This is a genomic window from Pandoraea pneumonica (genome assembly GCF_902459645.1).
In the GTDB taxonomy this organism is placed as follows: domain Bacteria; phylum Pseudomonadota; class Gammaproteobacteria; order Burkholderiales; family Burkholderiaceae; genus Pandoraea; species Pandoraea pneumonica.
The window spans coordinates 228,552-250,393 of sequence record NZ_CABPSK010000005.1 but is presented as its reverse complement, the minus strand read 5'-3'; the positions used below and the strand labels follow the sequence as shown (position 1 = coordinate 250,393).

17 protein-coding genes are annotated in these 21,842 nt (G+C 61.8%); 5 read left to right on the top strand and 12 right to left on the bottom strand.

Annotation, left to right across the window (positions count from 1 at the left end):
* Nucleotides 1–36: 36 nt before the first annotated feature.
* Nucleotides 37–732 (bottom strand): (d)CMP kinase, encoded by a 696-nt coding sequence (gene cmk, locus PPN31114_RS23580; protein WP_150681956.1) that lies wholly within the window; start codon nt 730–732, stop codon nt 37–39.
* Nucleotides 733–842: 110 nt separating this feature from the next.
* Here cmk and PPN31114_RS23575 point away from each other — a divergent pair, with 110 nt between their 5' ends.
* Nucleotides 843–2,159 (top strand): Nramp family divalent metal transporter, encoded by a 1,317-nt coding sequence (locus PPN31114_RS23575; protein ID WP_150681955.1) that lies wholly within the window; start codon nt 843–845, stop codon nt 2,157–2,159.
* A gap of 31 nt (nt 2,160–2,190) precedes the next feature.
* Here the strand turns inward: PPN31114_RS23575 and aroA are convergent, their stop codons facing one another.
* From aroA to gyrA, 6 genes are all read right to left on the bottom strand, one after another.
* Nucleotides 2,191–3,513, bottom strand: a complete 1,323-nt coding sequence (gene aroA / locus PPN31114_RS23570; RefSeq protein WP_150681954.1) for a 3-phosphoshikimate 1-carboxyvinyltransferase — start codon at nt 3,511–3,513, stop codon at nt 2,191–2,193.
* Nucleotides 3,513–4,385 carry a prephenate dehydrogenase gene (locus PPN31114_RS23565; protein ID WP_150681953.1) on the bottom strand — a complete coding sequence of 291 codons (873 nt, stop codon included), beginning with the start codon at nt 4,383–4,385 and terminating at the stop codon, nt 3,513–3,515. Before PPN31114_RS23565 ends, aroA begins: the two co-directional genes overlap by 1 nt.
* Before the next feature lie 21 nt (nt 4,386–4,406).
* The gene (gene pheA / locus PPN31114_RS23560) at nt 4,407–5,489 is read right to left on the bottom strand and encodes a prephenate dehydratase (protein ID WP_150681952.1); all 1,083 of its coding nucleotides are present in this window, start codon (nt 5,487–5,489) and stop codon (nt 4,407–4,409) included.
* A 104-nt stretch (nt 5,490–5,593) separates the two neighbouring features.
* Nucleotides 5,594–6,709, bottom strand: coding sequence for a 3-phosphoserine/phosphohydroxythreonine transaminase (gene serC, locus PPN31114_RS23555; protein ID WP_150681951.1), 1,116 nt, complete (start codon nt 6,707–6,709; stop codon nt 5,594–5,596).
* Nucleotides 6,710–6,990: 281 nt separating this feature from the next.
* Complete coding sequence (locus PPN31114_RS23550) at nt 6,991–7,581, bottom strand: DUF2059 domain-containing protein (protein ID WP_150681950.1); 591 nt, start codon at nt 7,579–7,581, stop codon at nt 6,991–6,993.
* Between the two features lie 156 nt (nt 7,582–7,737).
* Entirely contained in the window at nt 7,738–10,359 is a 2,622-nt protein-coding gene (gene gyrA, locus PPN31114_RS23545) for a DNA gyrase subunit A (RefSeq protein ID WP_150681949.1), read from the bottom strand.
* A gap of 411 nt (nt 10,360–10,770) precedes the next feature.
* Between gyrA and ompA the strand changes: the two genes are divergently transcribed.
* On the top strand, nt 10,771–11,436 hold the full coding sequence (gene ompA / locus PPN31114_RS23540; protein WP_058375482.1) for an outer membrane protein OmpA: 666 nt from the start codon (nt 10,771–10,773) through the stop codon (nt 11,434–11,436).
* 150 nt (nt 11,437–11,586) lie between these two features.
* Here the strand turns inward: ompA and PPN31114_RS23535 are convergent, their stop codons facing one another.
* Nucleotides 11,587–12,375 carry a hypothetical protein gene (locus tag PPN31114_RS23535; RefSeq protein WP_150681948.1) on the bottom strand — a complete coding sequence of 263 codons (789 nt, stop codon included), beginning with the start codon at nt 12,373–12,375 and terminating at the stop codon, nt 11,587–11,589.
* A 193-nt stretch (nt 12,376–12,568) separates the two neighbouring features.
* Here PPN31114_RS23535 and PPN31114_RS23530 point away from each other — a divergent pair, with 193 nt between their 5' ends.
* Nucleotides 12,569–13,036, top strand: a complete 468-nt coding sequence (locus PPN31114_RS23530) for an EVE domain-containing protein (RefSeq protein WP_150681947.1) — start codon at nt 12,569–12,571, stop codon at nt 13,034–13,036.
* A 149-nt stretch (nt 13,037–13,185) separates the two neighbouring features.
* Entirely contained in the window at nt 13,186–13,893 is a 708-nt protein-coding gene (locus PPN31114_RS23525) for an SIMPL domain-containing protein (RefSeq protein WP_150681946.1), read from the top strand.
* Nucleotides 13,894–13,970: 77 nt separating this feature from the next.
* Here the strand turns inward: PPN31114_RS23525 and PPN31114_RS23520 are convergent, their stop codons facing one another.
* Entirely contained in the window at nt 13,971–16,418 is a 2,448-nt protein-coding gene (locus tag PPN31114_RS23520; RefSeq protein WP_150681945.1) for a DNA polymerase II, read from the bottom strand.
* Between the two features lie 167 nt (nt 16,419–16,585).
* On the opposite strand from PPN31114_RS23520, the gene PPN31114_RS23515 reads away from it, so the two are divergent.
* Entirely contained in the window at nt 16,586–17,716 is a 1,131-nt protein-coding gene (locus PPN31114_RS23515; RefSeq protein ID WP_150681944.1) for a pyridoxal-phosphate-dependent aminotransferase family protein, read from the top strand.
* Nucleotides 17,717–17,791: 75 nt separating this feature from the next.
* On the opposite strand, the gene PPN31114_RS23510 is transcribed toward PPN31114_RS23515, so the two are convergent.
* The 3 genes from PPN31114_RS23510 to PPN31114_RS23500 form a co-directional block, all read right to left on the bottom strand.
* Nucleotides 17,792–19,324 (bottom strand): malonate--CoA ligase, encoded by a 1,533-nt coding sequence (locus tag PPN31114_RS23510; RefSeq protein WP_150681943.1) that lies wholly within the window; start codon nt 19,322–19,324, stop codon nt 17,792–17,794.
* Between the two features lie 95 nt (nt 19,325–19,419).
* Nucleotides 19,420–20,208, bottom strand: coding sequence for an enoyl-CoA hydratase/isomerase family protein (locus tag PPN31114_RS23505; RefSeq protein ID WP_246182717.1), 789 nt, complete (start codon nt 20,206–20,208; stop codon nt 19,420–19,422).
* Nucleotides 20,209–20,269: 61 nt separating this feature from the next.
* Nucleotides 20,270–21,832, bottom strand: a complete 1,563-nt coding sequence (locus tag PPN31114_RS23500) for a malonyl-CoA decarboxylase domain-containing protein (protein WP_246182716.1) — start codon at nt 21,830–21,832, stop codon at nt 20,270–20,272.
* Nucleotides 21,833–21,842: the final 10 nt, after the last annotated feature.

Genomic DNA, 21,842 nt, shown 5'->3' with positions numbered 1-21,842 from the left:
ACAAATCCTGACTGAGTGACTGCATGAAACACACGGTCAGGCGCCTTGCGGGTACTGCACTTGCGCGAACCATTCGAGCACCTGAGCCACCGCCTGATCGACGTTGAGTCCAGAAGTATCGAGTACCCGCGCACCCTCTGCCGGCCGTAGCGGCGCTTCGGCACGGGTTCGATCCCGCGCATCACGCGCCTCAAGATCCAGCATGAGACTGTCTATGTTAGCAGAAAAACCTTTTTCTATCAATTGCTTATACCGCCTCTCGGCACGAGCCTGTGGTGAAGCGGTCAAAAACACCTTCAACTCGGCCTCCGGGAAGATCACGGTGCCCATATCGCGACCGTCCGCCACCAGCCCCGGCGCGGTCTTGAAGCCCCGCTGCAAGGCCACCAGCGCCTGACGCACAGCTTTGTGCACCGCAATGCTCGACGCTCGGTTGCCGATCGCTTCGGCCCGGATGGCATCGGTCACATCCTCGCCGGCCAGCCAGATCCGCTGTTCCTTAAAACGCACATCGAGCGTTTCGGCCAACACCGTCAGCCCGCTCACGTCGTCCGGATCAATGCCGTGACGGGCGCTCGCCAGCGCCGTCAGGCGATAGAGCGCACCACTATCCAGATAGTGAAAACCCAACGCGTCGGCTACACGGTGCGCCACCGTGCCCTTGCCGGACGCCGTCGGGCCGTCCACCGTAATTACCGAAACCGAATCGTCCACGAACATCGAATCAGGCATCCCTTCGTCTCTGTCTATCCAACGCATTGAAAAATAAAACTTCCAGATCAAATAATAATGATTATCATTTAGATGTAGGCGCAACTCGCGTCCCGGAAGATGTGACTGCCATGCAAAGCCGCGATTATCCCTTAGCCAGCCCCGAGTGGGCCCCTTCACCCGACGAACCGCCGCGCCGTCCGCAGCGCTGGCTGGGCTTCGCCGGCGCGGGCACGCTGATCGCCGTCGGCTATATGGATCCGGGCAACTGGGCCACGGCCATCGCCGGGGGCGCCCGTTACGGCTACACGCTCCTGAGCGTTGTGCTGCTCTCGAGCGTCATGGCCTTGGTGTTGCAGTGGCTGGCCGCGCGCGTCGGTCTGGTGACCGGGCGCGACCTCGCCCAACTCTCACGTAGCCAGTATAGCCGCCGCACTTCGCTGGCGTTATGGGGGCTTTGCGAGATCGCCATCATCGCTTGCGACCTCGCCGAGATCATCGGCAGTGCTGTGGCCTTGCAGCTGCTTTTCGGCCTGTCATTGCCCGTTGGCGTGTTGCTTGCCGGGGCGCTCGCCTTTGCCATGCTCGGCCTGCAAGGCTTCGGGCAGCGCCGGCTCGAAGGGGCTGTGGCCGCCCTCATTTTGCTGACCGCCGGCTGCTTTGCTGCACAACTGGCACTGGCCAATCCCGATTGGGGCGCCGCACTTTCCGGCATGCGCCCGCGCAGCGAAATCGTCGCGCAGGCCGGCATGCTTTGGCTCGCGACCGGCATTCTCGGTGCTACGGTCATGCCACACAACCTGTACTTGCATTCGGCGCTGCTGCGCATGCGTGGCGAGGCCTTGCCGGAACGCACGCCAGCCACGATGGCACGTGCCCTGCGGGCAACGCAATGGGACACCACACTCTCGCTCGGCTTCGCGTTTCTGATCAACGCAGCCCTGCTGATTCTTGCGGCAGCCGTATTCCATGCCAGCGGCAACACCAGCGTTGAATCGCTCGGCGACGCCCATAAACTGCTTGCCCCATTACTTGGCAATCAGTGGGCGGGCGTAATGTTCGCGGTAGCGTTGCTCGCCTGCGGTCTGAATTCGACAGTCACCGCCACGCTGGCGGGCCAGGTCACCATGGAAGGCTTCCTGAACCTGCGCATGAAAGCTTGGCAGCGCGCGCTAATCACGCGCGGGCTCGCCTTGATCCCGGCACTGCTGATCGTCGGCCACGGCGGCGAAGCCCAAACTACCAATCTGCTGATCTTCAGCCAAGTGGTGCTTAGCCTGCAACTGCCGTTCGCTGTGATTCCGCTCGTGCGCTTTGCGGGCGATGCCAAGTTGATGGGGCAATGGCGCGTGCGCGGGGCACTTTTGGCGCTCGCGTGGATCATCGCCGCCGCCATCGTGGCACTCAACGGCGTGCTGCTCTGGCAGACGATGACGGGACAGGGCTAATCCTGTCCGCCATCCATCTCGCACTATCCGATCACGACGCTACGCGGGCAAACTCATCGAAATAGGTCGGAAACGTCTTCGCGACACATTTCGGATCATTGATCGTCACCGGCACACCGCCCAAGCTCACCAGCGAGAAACACATCGCCATGCGGTGATCGTCGTAGGTGTCGATGGCCGCGTTCGGCGTGAGTGTCGTAGGCGGCGTCACACGCAGGTAATCGGCCCCCTCTTCCACCGTCGCACCGACCTTGCGCAACTCGGTAGCCATGGCAGCGAGTCGGTCAGTTTCTTTCACTCGCCAGCTGGCGATATTGCGCAGCGTTGTCGTGCCGTCGGCAAACAACGCAGCCACAGCAATGGTCATGGCCGCATCGGGGATGTGGTTGAAGTCCATGTCGAGCGCGCGCAGCTTGCCGCTGGGGGTATCGATGCCGTGCACTTCGATGGCATCGTCGCGCATCGTGACGCGTGCGCCCATCGCAGCGAGCGCGTCGACGAATCGCACGTCGCCCTGAATACTGTCGCGCCCCACGCCTTCCACCCGCAGCGGGCCGCCGCCGATCGCACCGGCGGCAAGGAAATATGACGCCGACGAGGCATCGCCTTCCACGCGAATTTCACCCGGGCTGCGGTAATTCGCCCCGCCCGCCCCAGCCGCAGGCAGCGTGAAGCGCTCCCAGCCGTCCTGACGCACATCGATGCCAAAACGGCGCAGCAGACGCAGCGTAATGTCGATATAAGGCTTGGAAATCAGTTCGCCCTCGACTTCCACCACGATTTCACCGGTGGGCGACGGCAGCAACGGCAGCGTGAGCAGCAGCGCCGTGAGGAACTGACTCGACACATCACCACGTACGCGGATCGGCGCCGCGGGTGCCGCAACATTGGCAGGCTTGATGTGCAACGGCGGATAGCCCGCGTTGCCCAGGTAGTCGATCTGCGCGCCGAGTTGACGCAAGCCGTCGACGAGATCGCCAATCGGACGTTCATGCATGCGGGCCACACCCGACACATCGTAATCACCATGACTGAGCGCGAGCGCCGCCGTCAACGGGCGAATGGCCGTGCCAGCGTTACCCATGAAAAGCTTCGCCGACTTGACCGGAAACACACCCCCGCATCCCTCAACGATAAAGTCGCGGGTATCGCCTACCTGTGTACAAGTGACGCCGAGCGCCGCAAGCGCGTCGAGCATCACGCGGGTGTCGTCGGACTCGAGCAGATCGCGCACGCGCGTGGTGCCGTGCGATAGCGCGGCGAGCAGCAGCACCCGATTCGAGATGCTTTTCGAGCCGGGCAGACGCAGCGTGCCTTCGGCGTGCCCGTAAGGGCCTAGATCGAGCGTTTCCATTACTTTTCCTGTTGCTTGGCCCAGTCCGTACGCGCCTGACTCGTACGCACGAACACGGCCTCGAGACCGGCACCGTCACCGGCATCGATCAATTGACGCAATTCCCCGAGCGTTGCCAGATAGCCATCGAGCTCGGCCAGCAGCGCCTCGCGATTGGCGACACAAATGTCGCGCCACATTTCCGGATTCGACGCCGCAATTCGTGTGAAGTCGCGAAATCCTCCGCCAGCGAAGCCGAACTTCAGCGCGGCGTCTGGCGCATCGAGAATCTGCGCGATCAGCGCATAAGAGAGTACGTGCGGCAAGTGACTGACCGATGCGAACACGCGATCGTGTTGCGTTTCGGTCATCTCCGAGACGCGCGCGCCAGTCGCCTCCCACATCGCGCGCACGCGTGCCACGTCGTCGACGCGGTTTTCCGGCTGAGGACACAACACAACGCGACGATCTCGATACAGATCGGCCTTCGCGGCATCCACGCCCGACAATTCGGCACCGGCAATCGGATGCCCCGGCACGAACCGCCAGACGTTGTCGCCCAACGCTTCGCGTGCGGCAGCCACGGCATCGCTCTTCGTGCTGCCCGCGTCGGTGACAATCGTGTCGCCGCTCAGATGGTCACGCATGGCCGCGAGCAACGTCGGGGTCTGCGCGACGGGCGCAGCGAGCACCACGATGTCGGCACCTGCCACGGCATCAGCCATCGACGTGGCCGCACGATCGATCACGCCCAGCTCGCGGGCACGCGCCAGCGACGCTTCACTGCGCCCGACACCGACGACCTCCCGGACGGCGTCCGCCGTCTTGAGCGCACGTGCGAGCGAACCGCCGATCAAGCCGACGCCACAGATAACGACTTTGTTCAGACTCATGGATCTATCGCCTGCCGCGCATCAAGCCGAGCGCGGGTAGGACCCGAGCACTTTGCAGTACGCCGCATTCTGGCGCAGCGAGTCGAGCGCCTTGGCGACGTTGGGATCATCGCGATGGCCTTCGAAGTCGACGTAGAAGTAGTACTCCCACGCGCCGCTCTTGGCCGGGCGCGACTCGAAGCGGGTCATCGACACGCCGTTATTTGCCAGCGGTTCGAGCAGTGCCACGACCGCACCGGCACGGTTCGGCACCGAGAGAATCAGCGACGTCTGATCGTGGCCGCTCGGTGACGGGTCTTGCGTGCCGATCACGACAAAGCGCGTGCGGTTATGCGGGTCGTCCTGCACATGCGAGAACGCGATCTGCAAGCCGTATTGCGTTGCTGCCGAATCACCGGCAATCGCGGCGATCGCCGGGTCGGCCGCGGCCATTCGCGCCGCTTCGGCGTTGCTCGATACCGCCTGACGCTCCAACATCGGGTAATGCGCGGTGAGCCAGTGCTGGCACTGTGCGAGCGATTGGGCATGCGAGCAGATACGGGTAACGCCATCGAGGGCGCCCGATTGCGACATCAAGTTGTGATGAATCGGCAGTGCGACTTCGCCGCCGATGGTCAACGGGCTTTGCAAAAGCAAATCCAGCGTGCGCGAGACCACGCCTTCGGTCGAGTTTTCGACCGGTACCACGCCGAAATCGGCGCTACCGGCTTCTACCGCGCGGAACACCTCGTCGAGCGACGGGCACGGCAGGCCTTTGACGCTCTGCCCGAAGTACGTAAACGCCGCCTGTTCACTGTAAGTACCGGCCGGGCCAAGATAGGCCACGGTCATCACCTTTTCGAGCGCGCGGCTCGCCGACATGATCTCGCGCCAGATCGACGCCAGGTTGTCACCGTACAGCGGGCCGTCATTGGCCTGTTGCAGGCGCGAAATCACCTGCAATTCGCGCTCGGGCCGGAACACCGGCGCGCCAAAGCGCTTCTTCACCTCGCCCACTTCCAGGGCGACGGCGGCACGTTGGTTGAGCAGCTTGAGGAGCTGCTCGTCGATGGCATCGATTTTCTCGCGCAGAGGGCGAAGCGATGCGTTCAGATCATCATCCATGGAGCGTGTTGTCTTTTTACGATGGGACATAGTCAGGCAGCTCGCGGCGCAACATGCCTGCCGACATTTCGGGAGGACATGCCTGCGCCGGCCATTTGCCCTCGTCAGCCGTGGCTGCGCTCGAATTCGCGCAGATAGTCGACCAGCGCCTGGACACCGGCAAGCGGCATCGCGTTGTAAATCGAGGCGCGCATGCCTCCCACGGACTTGTGGCCCTTGAGTTGCAGCAGACCGCGCTCGCGAGCGCCGGTCAGGAAAGCTTCGTTGAGTGCGTCGTCGTGCAGGAAGAACGGCACGTTCATGCGTGAGCGGCAGTCCTTCTCGACCGTCGTTCGATAAAAATCGCTGCCATCCAGAAACCCGTAAAGCAGTTCGGCCTTCGCCTTGTTCTGCGCGTCCATGGCAGCCAAACCGCCCTGACGCTTGAGCCACTGGAACACCAACCCGGCGATGTAAATCGCGTACGTGGGCGGCGTATTGAACATCGAATCGTTCTCGGCGACCGTTTTCCAATCGAACGCGCTCGGGGTGAACGGCAGCGAGCGGCCCAGCAGATCATCGCGCACGATCACGAGCGTCAGGCCCGACGGCCCGATGTTCTTCTGCGCCCCGCCGTACATCACGCCGAACTTCGAGACATCCATCGGACGCGAGAGCACATGCGACGACACATCCGCCACCAGCGGCGTATCGGCAGGCAAGCCGGCCGCCGCCAGTTCGGGTGTCCAAAAGTATTCAACGCCGTGAATCGTTTCGTTCGTGCAGATATGCACGTACGCGGGATCCTTCGACAATTGCCACTCAGCGACCTGCGGCAAGCGCGTGAACTTCTCAGCTTCCGTGGTTGCCGCGATATTGACGTCGCAGTACTTGCGCGCCTCTTTCTGCGACTTGACCGACCAAGATCCGGTCACGACGTAATCGGCCGTGCGCCGCTCGCCGGCACGAGCGCCGCCGAGCAGATTCATCGGGACGATGGCGTTCTCGGCGAGGGCACCGCCCTGCATGAACAGGATGCGGTAGTTATCAGGCACGGCCAGCAGCTCGCGCAGATCGGCTTGCGCCTGCGCCAGGATGCTCATGAACTCACGGCCGCGATGGCTCATCTCCATCACGCCCATACCGGCGCCATGCCAGTCGAGCATTTCCTCGGCGGCTTGGGTGAGTACCTCGGCGGGCAGTGCCGCCGGTCCGGCGGAAAAGTTGAAAGCGCGCGTCATAGTGTTTTGCTGCGGTAAAAGTGAAACGCAAGCCGTCGGATTCGGACCCGGGCGGCTTGCGTTTCACGTCTGGCGTCAATCGGTTGCGCGGCAGCGGTAAAGGCCAACTATACCGCCAGTTGCCCGTCCCGTGCGGGCGTTGGGCCAGATTCCCTGCGAAAGCATCGGCTTTCAGGCAATTCCGAGCACGTCATGCCGATTTGCCCATGCAATGCAAAATGGCCGTTTGCGATCTCTCGCAAACGGCCATTATCGGTCAATCCCTGGGGGATCGGCCGGAATTACTTCTTGGCCGGAGCCTTTGCCGACTTCGACGCCGCAGCAATTTCCTGGTCAGCTTGCGAGCTGGTCGCCTGGATCGATTGCGGCATGTACTTCTGCATCAGACCGCCAACCACTTCCTGGCCGACCTGATCTTGCACCTTGATGTACTTCTGGCCGACCGGGCTCTTGTAGAACGCCGTCAGACCCTTGATTTCGTCGGTCGTGTAGTACTTGCCATAGGCAGCGTACTGCGCTTGCACCGCGTCGTTCTTGAACGCGTCCGAAGTGAAGACCTTACCCGCGCCGTCGACCAGCTTCTGCACCGAGTTTTGTTGCAGCGTCGGCACGATGGCTTGCTTCTGGGCATCGCTCAACGTCTTGTTCTCGACCAGTTGGCGCTCCAGCACTTGCGGTGCCAGTTGCTTGGCTTGCTGCTGCGCGCCTTCGCCAATCGCCGTCACGAGCTTGTTCGAGTCAATCGCGTCGAGCAGTTCCTTGATGGCCGCTTTCTTGTCAGCGTCCAGCGGAGCGCTCGCCGGGGCCTGAGCCATTGCCATTGCCGGGGCTGCCAACAGCAGCCACATCCACTTCTTGACGTTGTGTTGCATAGTAATAGTCACTCCAAAATTCGCCAGCTTCCGCCGACGATAAATAGATGCATCCTCGCCTGGGCACTTCACTGCATCGGGCCAGATTCTACTGACTTTTCGGGGTAATGCACCTACAGCTTACAACGAGTTACGGTTACAGCCAGTTACGGCGCCTCACTCGGTGGTGCCTTCCTCCGCCGCATCGCCGCCGCCTTCGGTGTCACCGTTCTCGGCAACTTCCGCGTCGGACTCGACGATACGTTGCAGCCCCGAGAGCGTCGTGCCCTCATCCAGGCTGATCAGCGTCACGCCTTGCGTAGCCCGTCCCATTTCGCGAATTTCAGACACTCGCGTACGGATCAGCACCCCGCCCGTCGTGATCAGCATGATCTCGTCATCCGGCTCGACCAGCGTCGCCGCGACCACTCGGCCGTTGCGCTCGCTCGTCTGGATCGCAATCATACCCTTAGTGCCACGGCCGTGGCGCGTATATTCGGTGATCGAAGTCCGTTTGCCGTAGCCGTTTTCGGTGGCCGTCAGCACCGACTGCTGCTCGTTTTCAGCGACCAGCAGCGCGATGACCGTCTGGCCGTCTTCGAGTTGCATACCGCGCACCCCGCGAGCCTCACGTCCCATCGGACGCACGTCGTTCTCGTCGAAGCGAACTGCCTTGCCCGAGTCGGAGAACAGCATCACGTCGTGGGCGCCATCGGTAATCGCAGCACCGATCAGCACGTCGCCGTCATCGAGATTCACAGCGATGATGCCCTTCTTGAGCGGTCGGCTGAAAGCCGCGAGCGGCGTCTTCTTGACCGTACCCAAGCTCGTTGCCATGAACACGAAACGATCTTCCGTGAACTGCTTGACCGGCAGCACCACGTTGATCTTCTCGCCTTCTTGCAACGGGAACATATTGACGATCGGACGGCCACGCGAGTTCCGCGAGCCTTGCGGAACCTCCCAGACCTTGATCCAGTAGACGCGGCCACGGTTCGAGAAGCACAGGATCGTATCGTGCGTATTCGCAATGAACAGCGTGTCGATCCAGTCGTCGTCCTTGGTCGCCGCAGCCTGCTTGCCCCGGCCGCCGCGCTTCTGCGCACGGTACTCGGACAGCGGCATCGACTTGATGTAACCCGTATGCGACAGCGTGACCACCATATCTTGCGGGGTGATCAGGTCTTCGGTGTCGAGTTCCGTGGCGTTGTGTTCGATGGTCGAGCGGCGGGCATCGCCGAACTCGGCGCGCACGGCGGTCAGCTCTTCGCTGATGATTGCCGTCACACGCTCCGGGCGGGCCAGGATGTCCAGCAGGTCGGCGATCTGCGCCATCACTTCCTTGTATTCGGAAACGATCTTGTCTTGTTCCAGCCCCGTCAGGCGCTGCAGACGCATCTGCAAGATTTCCTGAGCCTGGGTTTCCGACAAACGGTACAGGCCATCCGGCTGCATGCCGACTGCGGCGTCGAGGCCTTCCGGACGATAGGCTGCACGACCGCCTTGCGTCTCGCTCTCGGCACGCGCGAGCATGTCGCGCACCACCGACGAATCCCACGCCTTTTCCATCAACCCAGCCTTCGCGATCGGCGGCGTCGGGGCCGCCTTGATGATCGCGATGAAGTCGTCGATGTTAGCGAGTGCTACCGCCAGACCCTCGAGCACATGCCCACGTTCGCGTGCACGACGCAGTTCGTAGATCGTGCGGCGAGTAATCACTTCGCGGCGGTGTGCCAGGAAGTGCACCAGCATTTCGCGCAGGTTCAGCAGCTTGGGTTGGCCGTCGACCAGCGCCACCATGTTCATGCCGAACGTGTCTTGCAACTGCGTGTGCTTATATAGATTGTTCAGCACCACTTCCGGCACTTCGCCGCGCTTGAGCTCGATCACCACGCGCATACCGCTCTTGTCGGATTCGTCGCGGATGTCGGAGATGCCCTCCAGGCGCTTCTCGTTGACCAGCTCGGCGATGCGCTCGAGCAGTGAGCGCTTATTCACCTGATACGGCAATTCGTCGACGATGATCGCCACGCGTTGACCGCGGTCGATGTCTTCGAAGTGAGTCTTTGCTCGCATCACCACGCGACCGCGACCGGTGCGATAACCTTCGCGCACGCCCGAGATGCCATAGATGATGCCGGCCGTCGGGAAGTCCGGTGCCGGGATGATCTCGATGAGTTCGTCGATGGTGGCGTCCGGGTTCTTGAGAACGTGCAGACACCCCTCGACCACTTCATTGAGGTTATGCGGCGGGATATTCGTGGCCATGCCGACCGCGATACCCGACGAACCATTGAGCAGCAGGTTCGGGATGCGGGCGGGCAGAATCAGCGGTTCTTTTTCGCTGCCGTCGTAGTTCGGACCGAAATCGACGGTTTCCTTGTCGATGTCGGCGAGCAGTTCATGGCCGATCTTGGCCATACGCACTTCGGTGTATCGCATGGCGGCGGCATTGTCGCCGTCGACCGAACCGAAGTTACCCTGACCGTCGACCAGCATGTAGCGCAGCGAGAACGGCTGCGCCATGCGAACGATCGTGTCGTATACAGAGGCGTCACCGTGCGGGTGGTACTTACCGATGACGTCACCGACGATACGCGCCGATTTCTTGTATGCCCTGTTCCAGTCGTTGTTCAACTCGTGCATGGCGAACAGCGCCCGGCGGTGAACCGGTTTCAGACCGTCGCGCACATCGGGCAATGCACGGCCGACGATCACGCTCATCGCGTAATCGAGGTACGACCGTCGCATTTCTTCTTCGAGTGAAATCGGGAGAGTTTCTTTGGCGAACTGATCCATTATCCGTGTCTATCAAACGCTTATCGCGATAGGCGGCTGCCAGCGATATGATCTTGCGATTCTAACATGCCCGCTATTGGCATCCGAAACCGGCGTGATGCAGCGCACAAGACATGTCGTGGACGCCAAAATGTCGCGTAATGAAGATGAATGAAACGGTTGGCGAGGCGCCTTAAAAGGTGTTGCGCTCAAACCACAACTGCGTCATGAGGGGCGGCAAACCTGGGTTTTTTCTCGCGGGCGGCTGGAGCGCTATGGCAAAATGCCGTGGCATAAGTTAGACATTATTCGAAGTGCATGGGCCATGCTTTCGCGCACTCGGCGATGTTATACTTCGAGCGATGTAAGACTTTGGTTCCGTCGTCTAGGCTCGCAGTAAACCTGCGGTAATCTCATTTCGAGAGGAGAAATATGAATAAATTCGCTAAGCTCGCGATCGTTGCAGCTACCGCAGTGATGGCTGCTTCGGCTATGGCTCAAAATTACGTCCAGACCGCTCCGGGCCCGATCGCGGCCTCGAAACAAGCAGTCAACGACAACTGGGTTAACGGCAGCGGCGAGTGGGTTTGGAAGAACGGTTCGGACGAACTGTGCTGGCGCGATGCCTACTGGACCCCGGCGACGGCCAACGCCAAGTGCGACGGCTCGATCATCGCCCAGGCTCCGGCTCCGGCACCGACCCCGGTCGCTCCGGTCATCCAGTCGCAAAAGGTGACGTACCAAGCCGACGCACTGTTCGACTTTGACAAAGCCATCCTGAAGCCGGCCGGTAAGGAAAAGCTGGATGACCTCGCAGGCAAGGTCCAAGCTCTGAATCTGGAAGTTGTGGTCGCCACGGGTTACACCGACCGCATCGGTTCGGACAAGTACAACGACCGTCTGTCGCTGCGCCGCGCTCAAGCTGTGAAGGCTTACCTGGTTAGCAAGGGTGTCGAAGCCAACCGTGTCTACACGGAAGGCAAGGGCAAGCGTAACCCGGTTACCACGGGTTGCAACCAGAAGAACCGCACTCAGCTGATCTCGTGCCTGGCACCGGATCGCCGCGTGGAAGTGGAAGTGGTCGGCACGAGCAAGTAAGTCTCGCTCTCCGATTGAAAAACCCCGCCTCGGCGGGGTTTTTTTTCGTCCATCGCTTTGCCTACGTCGCTTTGCCTCTGTCGCTTTGCCTCTGTCGCTTTTCGTCGATCGCTCAGCAACACTCCCGCTGCCCTGCGACACGTAGTCGCATCAAGCTTCGCTGCCCAGCTGCGGGTACTGACGTTTGACCATGAATGACATCAGCGCTTTGACCGGGCGGTCGCGCCACCAGGACCCGGTCTCCAACGGCTTGAACATCATCCGGGTGGCGGCCTCGACCGGCATGTATTGCTTCATAACGTCGCCCGACATGGCGAGAAACGCCTCCCACGTCATCGTCTCGAACGGCGGCGGCGAGCGCCAAAAGTTGTTGAGCGGTTCGAACGCGAAAGCGATGTCCTCATCGCGTACCAACTCGCTACGCGCCACCATCGTGCGCAAACGGCTGATGACGCCATGCTGCTCCACCGCGTTGTAGCGGTCGAACGTCTTACGAAAATACCGATAGTGCCCCACTTCCTCGTTGCTCAGCTTGTGCATCATTTGCTTGAGCTCTTCCACCGGCATATACGATTCGAGGCAACGGTAGATCATGGCCGTCTGCGTCTCCGTCACGCACCGTGACAGCGCTTCGAGCGCCAATGACGGCCGCATATGCTCCACGTCGCATTTGGGCTTATAGCGGGCAAGAAACGCGTCGTATGCCGGTGCCCAGTCGAACTCAGGCCAGACGCGCGCAATGTAGTCCTTGGCCAGACGCCCGTGCTCGACTTCCTCGGGCAGCCAGGTATCGCGCAGCCACGTTTTCATCTCGTCGTCGTCGCCATACATCTGATTGAGCGTGGAGACGAACTCCGGCACGCTCGTCTCGATAAACGACACCGTGGCAAGGGAATAGAAGATGAACGCGTTGGTTCGAACAGACGGCTCTGCTGCCATGACACACACTCCTATCGCGATAGGGGGTTGAACATGTTGAGGCTCACAAAGGTCACACGAAGTTCACAAAGGCATAGTATAGGAATTGTCCAAATGACGCAGCGCGGCACACAATCGCTGACAAATGCTTTAGATTCGTGCCGGTTATGCGAGGATATCGGCTGTTCCGCCAACAAAAACAACTGACACCGACATGACGCAACGCTACTGGCTGATGAAGTCCGAGCCCGAAGAGGCGAGCATCGACGATCTCGCGAGCGCCAAACAACACACCTTGCCGTGGACCGGCGTGCGCAACTATCAGGCGCGCAATTTCATGCGCGACGACATGCGCATTGGCGATGGCGTTCTGTTCTATCACTCCAGTTGTGCGGTGCCGGGTATCGCGGGTTTAGCCACGGTGGCCTCCACGCCCTACCCCGACCCGACGCAGTTCGACCCCAAGAGCCCTTACTACGACCCGAAGTCGAAACCGGACGCCCCACGCTGGCTGCTCGTCGACGTCAAACTCGATCGCAAGACGCGCCTCGTGCCGCTCACCGAGATGCGCGAGACGCCTGAACTCGAGGGCATGCTCGTCCTCGCACGCGGCAACCGGCTCTCGATCACGCCGGTCGCCCCCGAGCATTGGAAGTTCATCAGCAAGCACTTACTCAAATAGCGATTGGGAACCAATTTTGCATCGATAGCGTCTGTATAACGTTGCCGATGAACGCATAGTGCGTACCCCCTCTGTTCTATGGTGTCCATCGGCAACCGGTCAAACGTTCGCCATCAAGACGCGAACTCACATTCAAAAAAGGACAAACTATGCGCAAATCTCTCGCTGCCGCCCTGTTGATCGCGACTGCCGCCAACGCGGCTTACGCCCAGTCGGGCGATGAGTCGAACCGTCAGCTTGCCGGCGTGCTGGGCTTGGAAGCCCACGCCACGAAGGAAGTCGATCAGGACACCGTGCACATCACGATGTCTGCCGAAGAGCAAGGCGCTGACGCCGCAACCGTGTCGCGCAACCTCACGCAAAAGGCCAACAGCGCGATGACCAAGGCCAAAGCGCAGAACGCCGTCGAAGTGCAAACCGGCAACGTCTCGCTGTATCCGACCACCAACCGCGACGGCAAGATCACCGCATGGCGTGGTCGCACCGAGTTGCAATTGAAGTCGAAGGATTTCGGTGCTGCATCGCGTCTCGCGAGCGACCTGTCGAGCCAGATGCAGATGAACGGCATCTCGTTCTCGCTCTCGCGTGAAGCGCAGGAAAAGACGCAGGCCGAGTTGACCAACCAAGCCATCCAGGCATTCCGTGAGCAGGCGCAAAGCAACGCGAAGGCGTTCGGCTACGGCGGCTACACGATCCGCCAGGTGCAAGTCGGTGCCAATGCGCCGATCATGCCGCGCATGTATGCGATGAAGGCTGCCCCGATGGCTGCCAGCGCCGATGCTGCGCCGCCGATGCAACTCGAAGGCGGTAAGACGCAAGTCACCGTGACCGTCTCCGGCACTGTGCAAATGAAGTAAGCGCTGGGCAAAAAACCCGCGATAGCTGTAACGAAAAACCGCCCTCTCACGGGCGGTTTTTCATTTCTGAAGTCCGTTTAGAACAACCCCATCTGCCGCGTCACCAGTGCGTCGAACGCGTCGCCCACGAAGGGCAGAATCGCATCCGCAATGGGCTTGAGTTGACTCTCCAGATAGTGCTCGTAGTCGAGCGCCGCGCGACGGTCTTCCAGCGGCTCCGGCCCGGCCGTCGTCATCACGTAGCTGATCCAGCCACCGTTCTGATATTGCGGCGGACGTCCGTGCTTGCGATTGAAGTCATCGGCCAGACGTGCGGCTCGCACATGCGGGGGCACATTACGCTCGTAATCGCCCAGCTTGCGGCGCAATCGCTTGCGATAGACCAAACGATCATCCATCTCACCCGCCAGTGTTCGCGTGACGTAATCGCGCACGTAATCGCGATACGGCTCGCCTCGGAATATTCGCGAATAAAGGTCCTGCTGAAACTGCTGTGCCAACGGCGACCAGTCGGTGCGAACCGTCTCCAGCCCCTTATAGACGACATCATTACTGCCATCCGGCAACGTGACGAGCCCCGCATAACGCTTCTTACTGCCCTGCTCTGCGCCGCGCACGGTCGGCATCAGGAAACGCCGATAGTGCGTATCGAACTCCAACTCCAGCGCACTCTCCAGATCGTACGTTTCATGCAGATGCGTGCGCCACCAGTCATTCACATGCGTGACCAGTGCGCGTCCAATGTCCTCGGCCTGCGCCTCGGTGCGCTGCACACGCAGCCACACAAACAGCGAGTCGGTATCGCCGTAAATCACCTGATAACCGCGTGCCTGAATTAGCTCGCGCGTCTTGCGCATGATTTCGTGCCCGCGCATCGTGATCGACGACGCCAGACGCGGATCGAAGAAACGGCAGCCGCTCGATCCCAGCACGCCGTAAAACGCATTCATGATGATCTTCAGCGCCTGCGACAACGGCGCGTTCTTCTCGCGTTTTGCTTCATCACGCCCCTGCCAGACTTGCCGAACGATCGCAGGCAGACAGTGCCGCGTACGAGAAAACCGTGCGCCGAGAAAACCCGGCACCGAATCCTCATCCCCGGGGCGGTGCATGCCTTCGACCAGCCCCACCGGATCGATCAAAAACGTGCGAATGATCGACGGATACAGGCTCTTGTAATCGAGCACCAGCACCGAGTCGTACAAGCCGGGGCGGGAATCCATCACGAAGCCGCCCGGGCTCGCCGCCCCTTCCACGTCACCGACATTGGGCGCGACATAGCCTTGTCGATGCATCAGCGGCATGTACAGATGCGTGAACGCCGCGACCGACCCGCCGCTGCGATCGAGCGCCAATCCGGTCACGGCGGAGCGTTCGAGCAAGAACGCGATGAGACCGGTCTTCGCAAAAATACGCGTGACCAGCTCGCAATCTTTCAAGTTGTAGCGCGCCAGCGCGGGCTTGTCCTGCGCGAACATCCGGTCGATCTCGGCCATGCGCTCGTATGGCGTATCGATGGCCTTGCCTTCGCCCAGCAGCGTCTGCGCCACGTTCTCCAGACTGAACGACGGAAAGGTCCACGTCGCCGAGCGCAGCGACTCGATACCGTCGATAAACACGCGCCCCGGCGCACTCACGAAGAAGTGATTGCGATGCTCGCGCCACTCCAGCGGCGTATTGCCGCGCCCGAGCAGCAGCGGCACCTGAAAGCGCGTCGCGCTCTCATTGAGCACGCGCAAATCGAACTGCACCAGATTCCAGCCGATGATCGCATCGGGGTCATGGCGCGCCAGCCAGTCGTTCAGGCTTTCGATCAGTTGCGCGCGGGTCTCGCGATAGTCCAGCGCGAAGTCGATATCGCCACTGTCGCCATTCGGTGGACCAAGCATGAACACCTGACGCTGCCCGCAGCCTTCGAGCGCAATCGAGTACAACTCGCCGTGGATGGTCGTCTCGATATCGAGCGACACCATGCGAAGCGCGGGCCGGTAACTCGGCGCGGGCTTCATCTTGACGTCGGTGATGACGCTGCCGTCGCGCGGAGTCGCATCCTTCGCCCGCGTCTGCCCCGCTTGATCCGCTTGATTCGCCTGCGTCGCCTGCCCCGCGTGATCCGATTGCTCCGATTGCCCCGCAAACTCCACCGGCGCGGTAATGAAGCGCTCCATCAGAAAGCGCTCAGGCGGACGAATATCCGCTTCATACACATCGATACCCGCGCCACGCAGCAGCGGCTCCAGCTTGAGCAACGGCCGTTGATGACGGCAGTACACCCCGAGCACCGGGCGGCGGTGAAAGTCGGTTAGCGCAAGCTCCCGCAATTCATACTGCGCCGACGCGCCCTCATTGCGCAGCAACGCCTCCACGCGGGCCCGCTGCTCGGCGGGCACGAAAACGACGTTCGTCTGCACGGGCAGCCGCACGCGCTGCGGACCGTCGTCGGTGGCAAGCCAGAACTCGACTTCGGTGCCGGCGGGCGTGTCGCGCCAATGCCGTGTCAGGAGAAAACCGTGCTGTCGATCCACCGGAAGCCGCTTTACCTTTGCAAAATGGGGAGTTACTGCGTTTTGCGTATTTTACGTCGCATGCGCCAAATCCTTGCACCAGCCCTCCCCCGTGGTCACTCGGGTTTCGTCACCCCAGCCATTCGGGGTAGGATGGCGCACACGCAGAACGCAAACAGGAGACAAACATGACCAGCCTTATCCCGACGGTGGACCCCGATGGCCTGCTGGAATACTCGGTGGTCTACACCGACCGGGCGCTCAACCACATGTCGCAAGCCTTTCAGGGCGTGATGCGCGACATCTCGCGGGTGCTGAAAACCGTGTATCACGCGCAGGCCGCGATCATCGTGCCGGGCAGCGGCACGTTTGGCATGGAGGCCGTGGCGCGCCAGTTCGCGACGAACAAGCGATGTTTGGTCATTCGCAATGGCTGGTTCAGCTATCGCTGGAGTCAGATTTTCGACATGGGCGGGATTCCGGCCAGCACCGAAGTGCTCAAGGCACGTCCCGTCACCGAAGGCCGTCAGGCCGCCTATGCCCCGCCCCCCATCGAGGAAGTGGTCGCCGCCATCCGCGAGCACAAGCCCGAGATGGTGTTCGCGCCGCACGTCGAAACCGCCTCCGGCATTCTGCTGCCCGATGGCTATCTGCGCGCCGTGGCCGATGCCACGCATGCGGTCGGCGGCCTGTTCGTGCTCGACTGCATTGCGTCCGGCACGATCTGGGTCGACATGGAAGCCTCGGGCGTCGACATCCTGATCAGCGCCCCGCAAAAGGGCTGGAGCGCATCGCCGTGCTGTGCACTGGTGATGCTCAGCGCAGCGGCGCTGGAGAAACTCGAAACCACCACCAGCACCAGCTTCTCGTGCGACCTGCGCAAGTGGTTGCAAATCATGCAGGCGTACGAGAAAGGCGGTTTCTCGTATCACGCGACGATGCCGACCGATGCGTTGAAGGTATTGCGCGACGTCATGCTCGAAACCGAAGCCTACGGTTTCGAAAAGGTTCGCGATGAACAGCAAGCGCTCGGCGACAAGGTGCGTGCGTTGCTGGCTGAAAAGGGATACCGCAGCGTGGCGGCGAAGGGCTTCGAAGCCCCGGGCGTGATCGTGAGCTACACGGACGACGACGCCATTCACACCGGCAAGAAGTTCGTCGTGCAGGGCATGCAGATCGGCGCGGGTGTGCCGCTTCAGGTCGACGAACCGGCAGACTTCAAGACGTTCCGACTCGGCTTGTTCGGGCTGGAAAAGCTCCACAACCGCGAGCGCACAGTCGAGAGTCTGGCGAAGGTGCTCGACGAGATCGCGCAATAAGGCAAGCGCACCGAGCCATGACCGGGAGGGCACTGCCAAGACGGCTCGCCCTCCCGTATCAACCGTATCGACCGATTATTTGAACCGGTCGCGAAGCAAGTTCTTCTGCACCTTGCCCATCGTATTGCGCGGCAGCTCGGTCACGAAATGCACGCGCTTGGGCACCTTGAAGTTGGCGATGCGCTGCTTGAGCGCGTCGATCACGCTGCGCTCGTCGGGGGCGGCACCACCGTCGCGCGGCACCACCACCGCGACCACGGCTTCACCGAAGTCCGGATGCGGCACGCCAATCACGGCCGACTCAGCGACGCCGTCCATTTCATCGATAAAGCCCTCGATCTCCTTCGGATAGACGTTGTACCCGCCGGAGATGATCAAATCTTTCGAGCGGCCGACGATGTGCACGTAACCGTCTTCGTCGAACTTGCCGACATCGCCCGTCTTGAAAAATCCGTCGCCGGTGAACTCCTCGGCCGTCTTTTCCGGCATGCGCCAGTAGCCCGCGAACACGTTCGGCCCCTTGACCTGAATGTGCCCGATATCCCCTTGGGCCATGGCCGCACCGTCGTCGCCAACCACACGCACGGTCACTTCCGGCAACGGCACGCCGACGGTCCCGGCCCGACGCACCTGTGCAGCGTCGCCGTGATACGGATTCGAGACCAGCATCACCGTCTCTGACATGCCGTAGCGCTCGAGAATCGTATGCCCGGTGCGTTCGCGGAACGCGTCGAACGTCTCGCGCAGCAACGGCGCCGAGCCCGAGATAAACAAGCGCATGTTGCGGCACACATGCCGGTCGAGCCCGGCTTCCGCCAGCAACCGCACGTAATAGGTCGGCACGCCCATAAACACCGTGGCGCGCGGCAGTTGATGCAGCACTTCGCGGGCGTCGAACTTGGAGAGCCAGATCATCTTGCTGCCCGAGTACAGCGCGGCGTGACTCGCCACGAAGAGCCCATGCACGTGGAAGATCGGGAGCGCGTGCAACAACACGTCGCCGCCCTCGCGCTCGCCCCATCCCCAGAACGCATGCAACACGCGCGTATTGCTCGCGAGATTGCCGTGCGAGAGCATGGCGCCCTTGCTGCGCCCGGTCGTGCCCGACGTGTACAGAATCGCCGCCAGATCGTCGGGCGCACGCGGCACCGTCTCGAACGTGTCGCCGAACCATGCGGCCCGCTCCAGCAACGAGCCGGTGCGATCGTCGCCAAGCGTATAAACGTGCTTCGCGCCGCTCGTGAAAGCGATCTTGGAAACCCAGCCGAAATTCGCCGGACTGCACACCACCACGTCCGGCTCGGCGTTTTCGACGAAATACGTAATCTCGGCGTCGCGATAGGCCGTGTTCAGCGGCAGATAGACCAACCCGGCGCGCAACGTTGCGAGATACAGCAACAAGGCTTCGGGCGATTTTTCAACCTGCACGGCGACGCGCGCACCGGGCGCGAGATCCAGACTCGCGAGCAGGTTCGCAATGCGGGCGCTGGCGTGTTCGAGATCATCCCAGCTGTAGTACAGCCCTTCGGGTGTCTCGATGGCACACGCGGACTTATCCGCAGGGAAGCGTTCGGCAAACAGGCGATAGAGATTGGCGTCTTGCGTCATAAACAGAACCGGATTCGAAAGGATCGAAACGTCGATAAAAAAGAAAACCTGATGGCGTGCTGAGGGCGAGCTTTCGCGCGGGCTGTCCCGTGCGCTCAGCGCCCCTGAAAATCGGGCCGCCGCTTCTCCAGAAACGCCGCCACACCTTCGCGGTGGTCATGCGAATCCCAATAGGCGAAGGCGCGCTGCCACTCCGCTTCGGACAACGCAGGCACGGGCGGTGCCAAGCGCGAAATCAGCCACTTATTCGCTTGCGCGGCGAGCGGTGCACCAGCGGCAATACGCCGGGCGCAAGTGTAACCGGCCTCTTCGACCGATTCGGCGTCCACCACGCGCGTGAGCAGCCCCTTCTCGTGGGCTTCATCGGCACCGAAGACTCTGCCTTCCAGCAATATCTCCAGCGCCGTGGCGCGCCCCACCAGCGCCAGCACGCCTTTGAGTTCGCCCGGTGCCATCGGAAAACCGAGCTTGTTGATCGGCACGCCGAAACGGGCAGTCTCTGCGGCGATGCGCAAATCGCAATGCGCCGCAATCTCTAGCCCGCCGCCGACGCATACCCCTTCGATCAGCGCAACGCTGGGATGGCGGCAGTTCGCCAGCGCCTCGAGCGTCGGCCCGATCACTTCACCGTGGTAGCGGCGCAGCGCGTCGTAAGTGCCGCGCTCGACGGGAAACTCTTCGATGTCGGCCCCTGCGGCGAAATTGCCGAGCGCGCCACGAATCACGATCGCGCGCACATGCGGCTCGGCATCGAGCGCGAGCAGGTGCGCGCGCAATGCTCGCCACATCGCCACCGAGATCGCGTTGAGCTTGCCGGGGTTCGAGAGCGTGAGCGTCACCAGCCCCTCGCCCGCGAGACTGTCATCGCGCAGAACTTCGCTCACAGTTGTCTCCGTTGAATAAATGAACCCTGCCGGGCGCGTACCCGGCAGAGGTTGCCGTGTGTCATAACAACCGTGATACCGCGCGACCCAGCGCCGCCTCGCCATCGATCAGGCGTTGCAAGTTGGCGTCGAGCTCATCGGGTTCGTAGAGATAATTGACCATCATGCCGCACGACTGCTTTGCGCCTTTCTTCGAGAGATCGGCGTGCCAGTTGATGCGCTCCACCCGAGCGCCATTGCCCAGATGAAAGCGAGCCACCGGGTCGCGCGGCTGCCCGCGCACTTGCTCGCGGGCCAGATAGTGCGCTGCCAGCGCTTCACCAATGGCGCGTTGCAGCGCCTGCGCGCTCTTGCGCTCGGGCGATGCTTGCAACCAAGTGACCAATTGCGCTCCGGTCGCCTCTGCGGCAAGCGACTCATCCTGCGCCAACAGCTTCAGCCGCTTCGGCCCCAGCGTTTGTGCCACGCCGCTCGCCGGTAGCGACTTCAACCAATCGGTGAAACCCGGAATCGGCGAGAGCGTCGCAAAGTTGCGCAGCTTCGGAAAATCGACATGCAGTTCGTCGATCACACGCTTGAGCAGGAAGTTGCCGAAGCTCACACCGCGCAGACCGGGCTGCGTATTGGAAATCGAATAGAAGATAGCCCAACGCACGCGGCGCAGGTCTTCGAGCGGCGCTTTCTCGTCGAGCAGCGAATGCACGTCGGCGGCCATGTCGGGCACGAAAGCCACTTCCACAAAGATCAGCGGCTCGCGCGGCATGCGCGGATGGAAGAACGCATAACAACGACGATCAGAATCGAGCCGGTTTCGCAGATCCGCCCACGACGAAATTTCGTGCACGGCTTCGTAGCGCATGAGCTTTTCGAGCAGCGACGCGGGCGAGTCCCACGTGATCGGGTGCAACTCCAGCAAGCCCACGTCGAACCATGTCGAGAACAAACTGCCGAGATCGTCTTCGAGCGCGGCGAGCCCGGGCAGTGCCGCGCGGTGATGCAGCATGTCGGCCCGCCAGCGCACGAGAAACGGCAAGCCGTCGGGCAGCGCGTTAAAGCGTTTGAGAAAGCGCACGCGCTCGCTGCCGAGCGCCCCAGCCAGCCCGCTGGCGGCACGCTTTGCCGTCGCCGCGCCGGCCTCGTCATCCTTCCCACCATCGCTGCCAGCGCTCTGCGTGCTGCCGCACACGTCGGCCACCACCTGAAGCAGCGCCAGTTGCTCGCCGGGAGAGGCGTTACCGTAACGCGTCATAAACTCGCGAGCCGCTTCATTGGCCGCCGAATCGGTGAGCCGTGCCGACAGACATTGCGACAACTGACGCCGCAACGCGGCGTCAGCACGTGCCGACAGTTTGACGGGCTCGATCTTGCCGTCACCCTTGGCATCCGGCTTGCCACCGTCACCTGAGCCACCGGTGCCACCCGGCCCGCCACGACTGAACCACTGTCCCAGCCGCGCCTTGAGAGAGGGCTTAGAAGGCGACGGCACCGGCGCGCTGACATCGGCGGCACCCTCGGGCGGCGTGCGCCCGGAGGATGCCGACACAGATGCCGACGCAGCAGACGACGCAGACAGGGAAAGCGAGACCGGGGCGGTCATCGCAGACAGGATCGGCTCATCCTTCATGGTTTCCTCT

What these genes read in the sequence shown, in the direction of transcription:
- cmk (WP_150681956.1), bottom strand. Translation starts at nt 732, where the DNA reads ATGCCTGATTCGATGTTCGTGGACGATTCGGTTTCGGTAATTACGGTG.
- PPN31114_RS23575 (WP_150681955.1), top strand. Translation starts at nt 843, where the DNA reads ATGCAAAGCCGCGATTATCCCTTAGCCAGCCCCGAGTGGGCCCCTTCA.
- aroA (WP_150681954.1), bottom strand. Translation starts at nt 3,513, where the DNA reads ATGGAAACGCTCGATCTAGGCCCTTACGGGCACGCCGAAGGCACGCTG.
- PPN31114_RS23565 (WP_150681953.1), bottom strand. Translation starts at nt 4,385, where the DNA reads ATGAGTCTGAACAAAGTCGTTATCTGTGGCGTCGGCTTGATCGGCGGT.
- pheA (WP_150681952.1), bottom strand. Translation starts at nt 5,489, where the DNA reads ATGGATGATGATCTGAACGCATCGCTTCGCCCTCTGCGCGAGAAAATC.
- serC (WP_150681951.1), bottom strand. Translation starts at nt 6,709, where the DNA reads ATGACGCGCGCTTTCAACTTTTCCGCCGGACCGGCGGCACTGCCCGCC.
- PPN31114_RS23550 (WP_150681950.1), bottom strand. Translation starts at nt 7,581, where the DNA reads ATGCAACACAACGTCAAGAAGTGGATGTGGCTGCTGTTGGCAGCCCCG.
- gyrA (WP_150681949.1), bottom strand. Translation starts at nt 10,359, where the DNA reads ATGGATCAGTTCGCCAAAGAAACTCTCCCGATTTCACTCGAAGAAGAA.
- ompA (WP_058375482.1), top strand. Translation starts at nt 10,771, where the DNA reads ATGAATAAATTCGCTAAGCTCGCGATCGTTGCAGCTACCGCAGTGATG.
- PPN31114_RS23535 (WP_150681948.1), bottom strand. Translation starts at nt 12,375, where the DNA reads ATGGCAGCAGAGCCGTCTGTTCGAACCAACGCGTTCATCTTCTATTCC.
- PPN31114_RS23530 (WP_150681947.1), top strand. Translation starts at nt 12,569, where the DNA reads ATGACGCAACGCTACTGGCTGATGAAGTCCGAGCCCGAAGAGGCGAGC.
- PPN31114_RS23525 (WP_150681946.1), top strand. Translation starts at nt 13,186, where the DNA reads ATGCGCAAATCTCTCGCTGCCGCCCTGTTGATCGCGACTGCCGCCAAC.
- PPN31114_RS23515 (WP_150681944.1), top strand. Translation starts at nt 16,586, where the DNA reads ATGACCAGCCTTATCCCGACGGTGGACCCCGATGGCCTGCTGGAATAC.
- PPN31114_RS23510 (WP_150681943.1), bottom strand. Translation starts at nt 19,324, where the DNA reads ATGACGCAAGACGCCAATCTCTATCGCCTGTTTGCCGAACGCTTCCCT.
- PPN31114_RS23500 (WP_246182716.1), bottom strand. Translation starts at nt 21,832, where the DNA reads ATGAAGGATGAGCCGATCCTGTCTGCGATGACCGCCCCGGTCTCGCTT.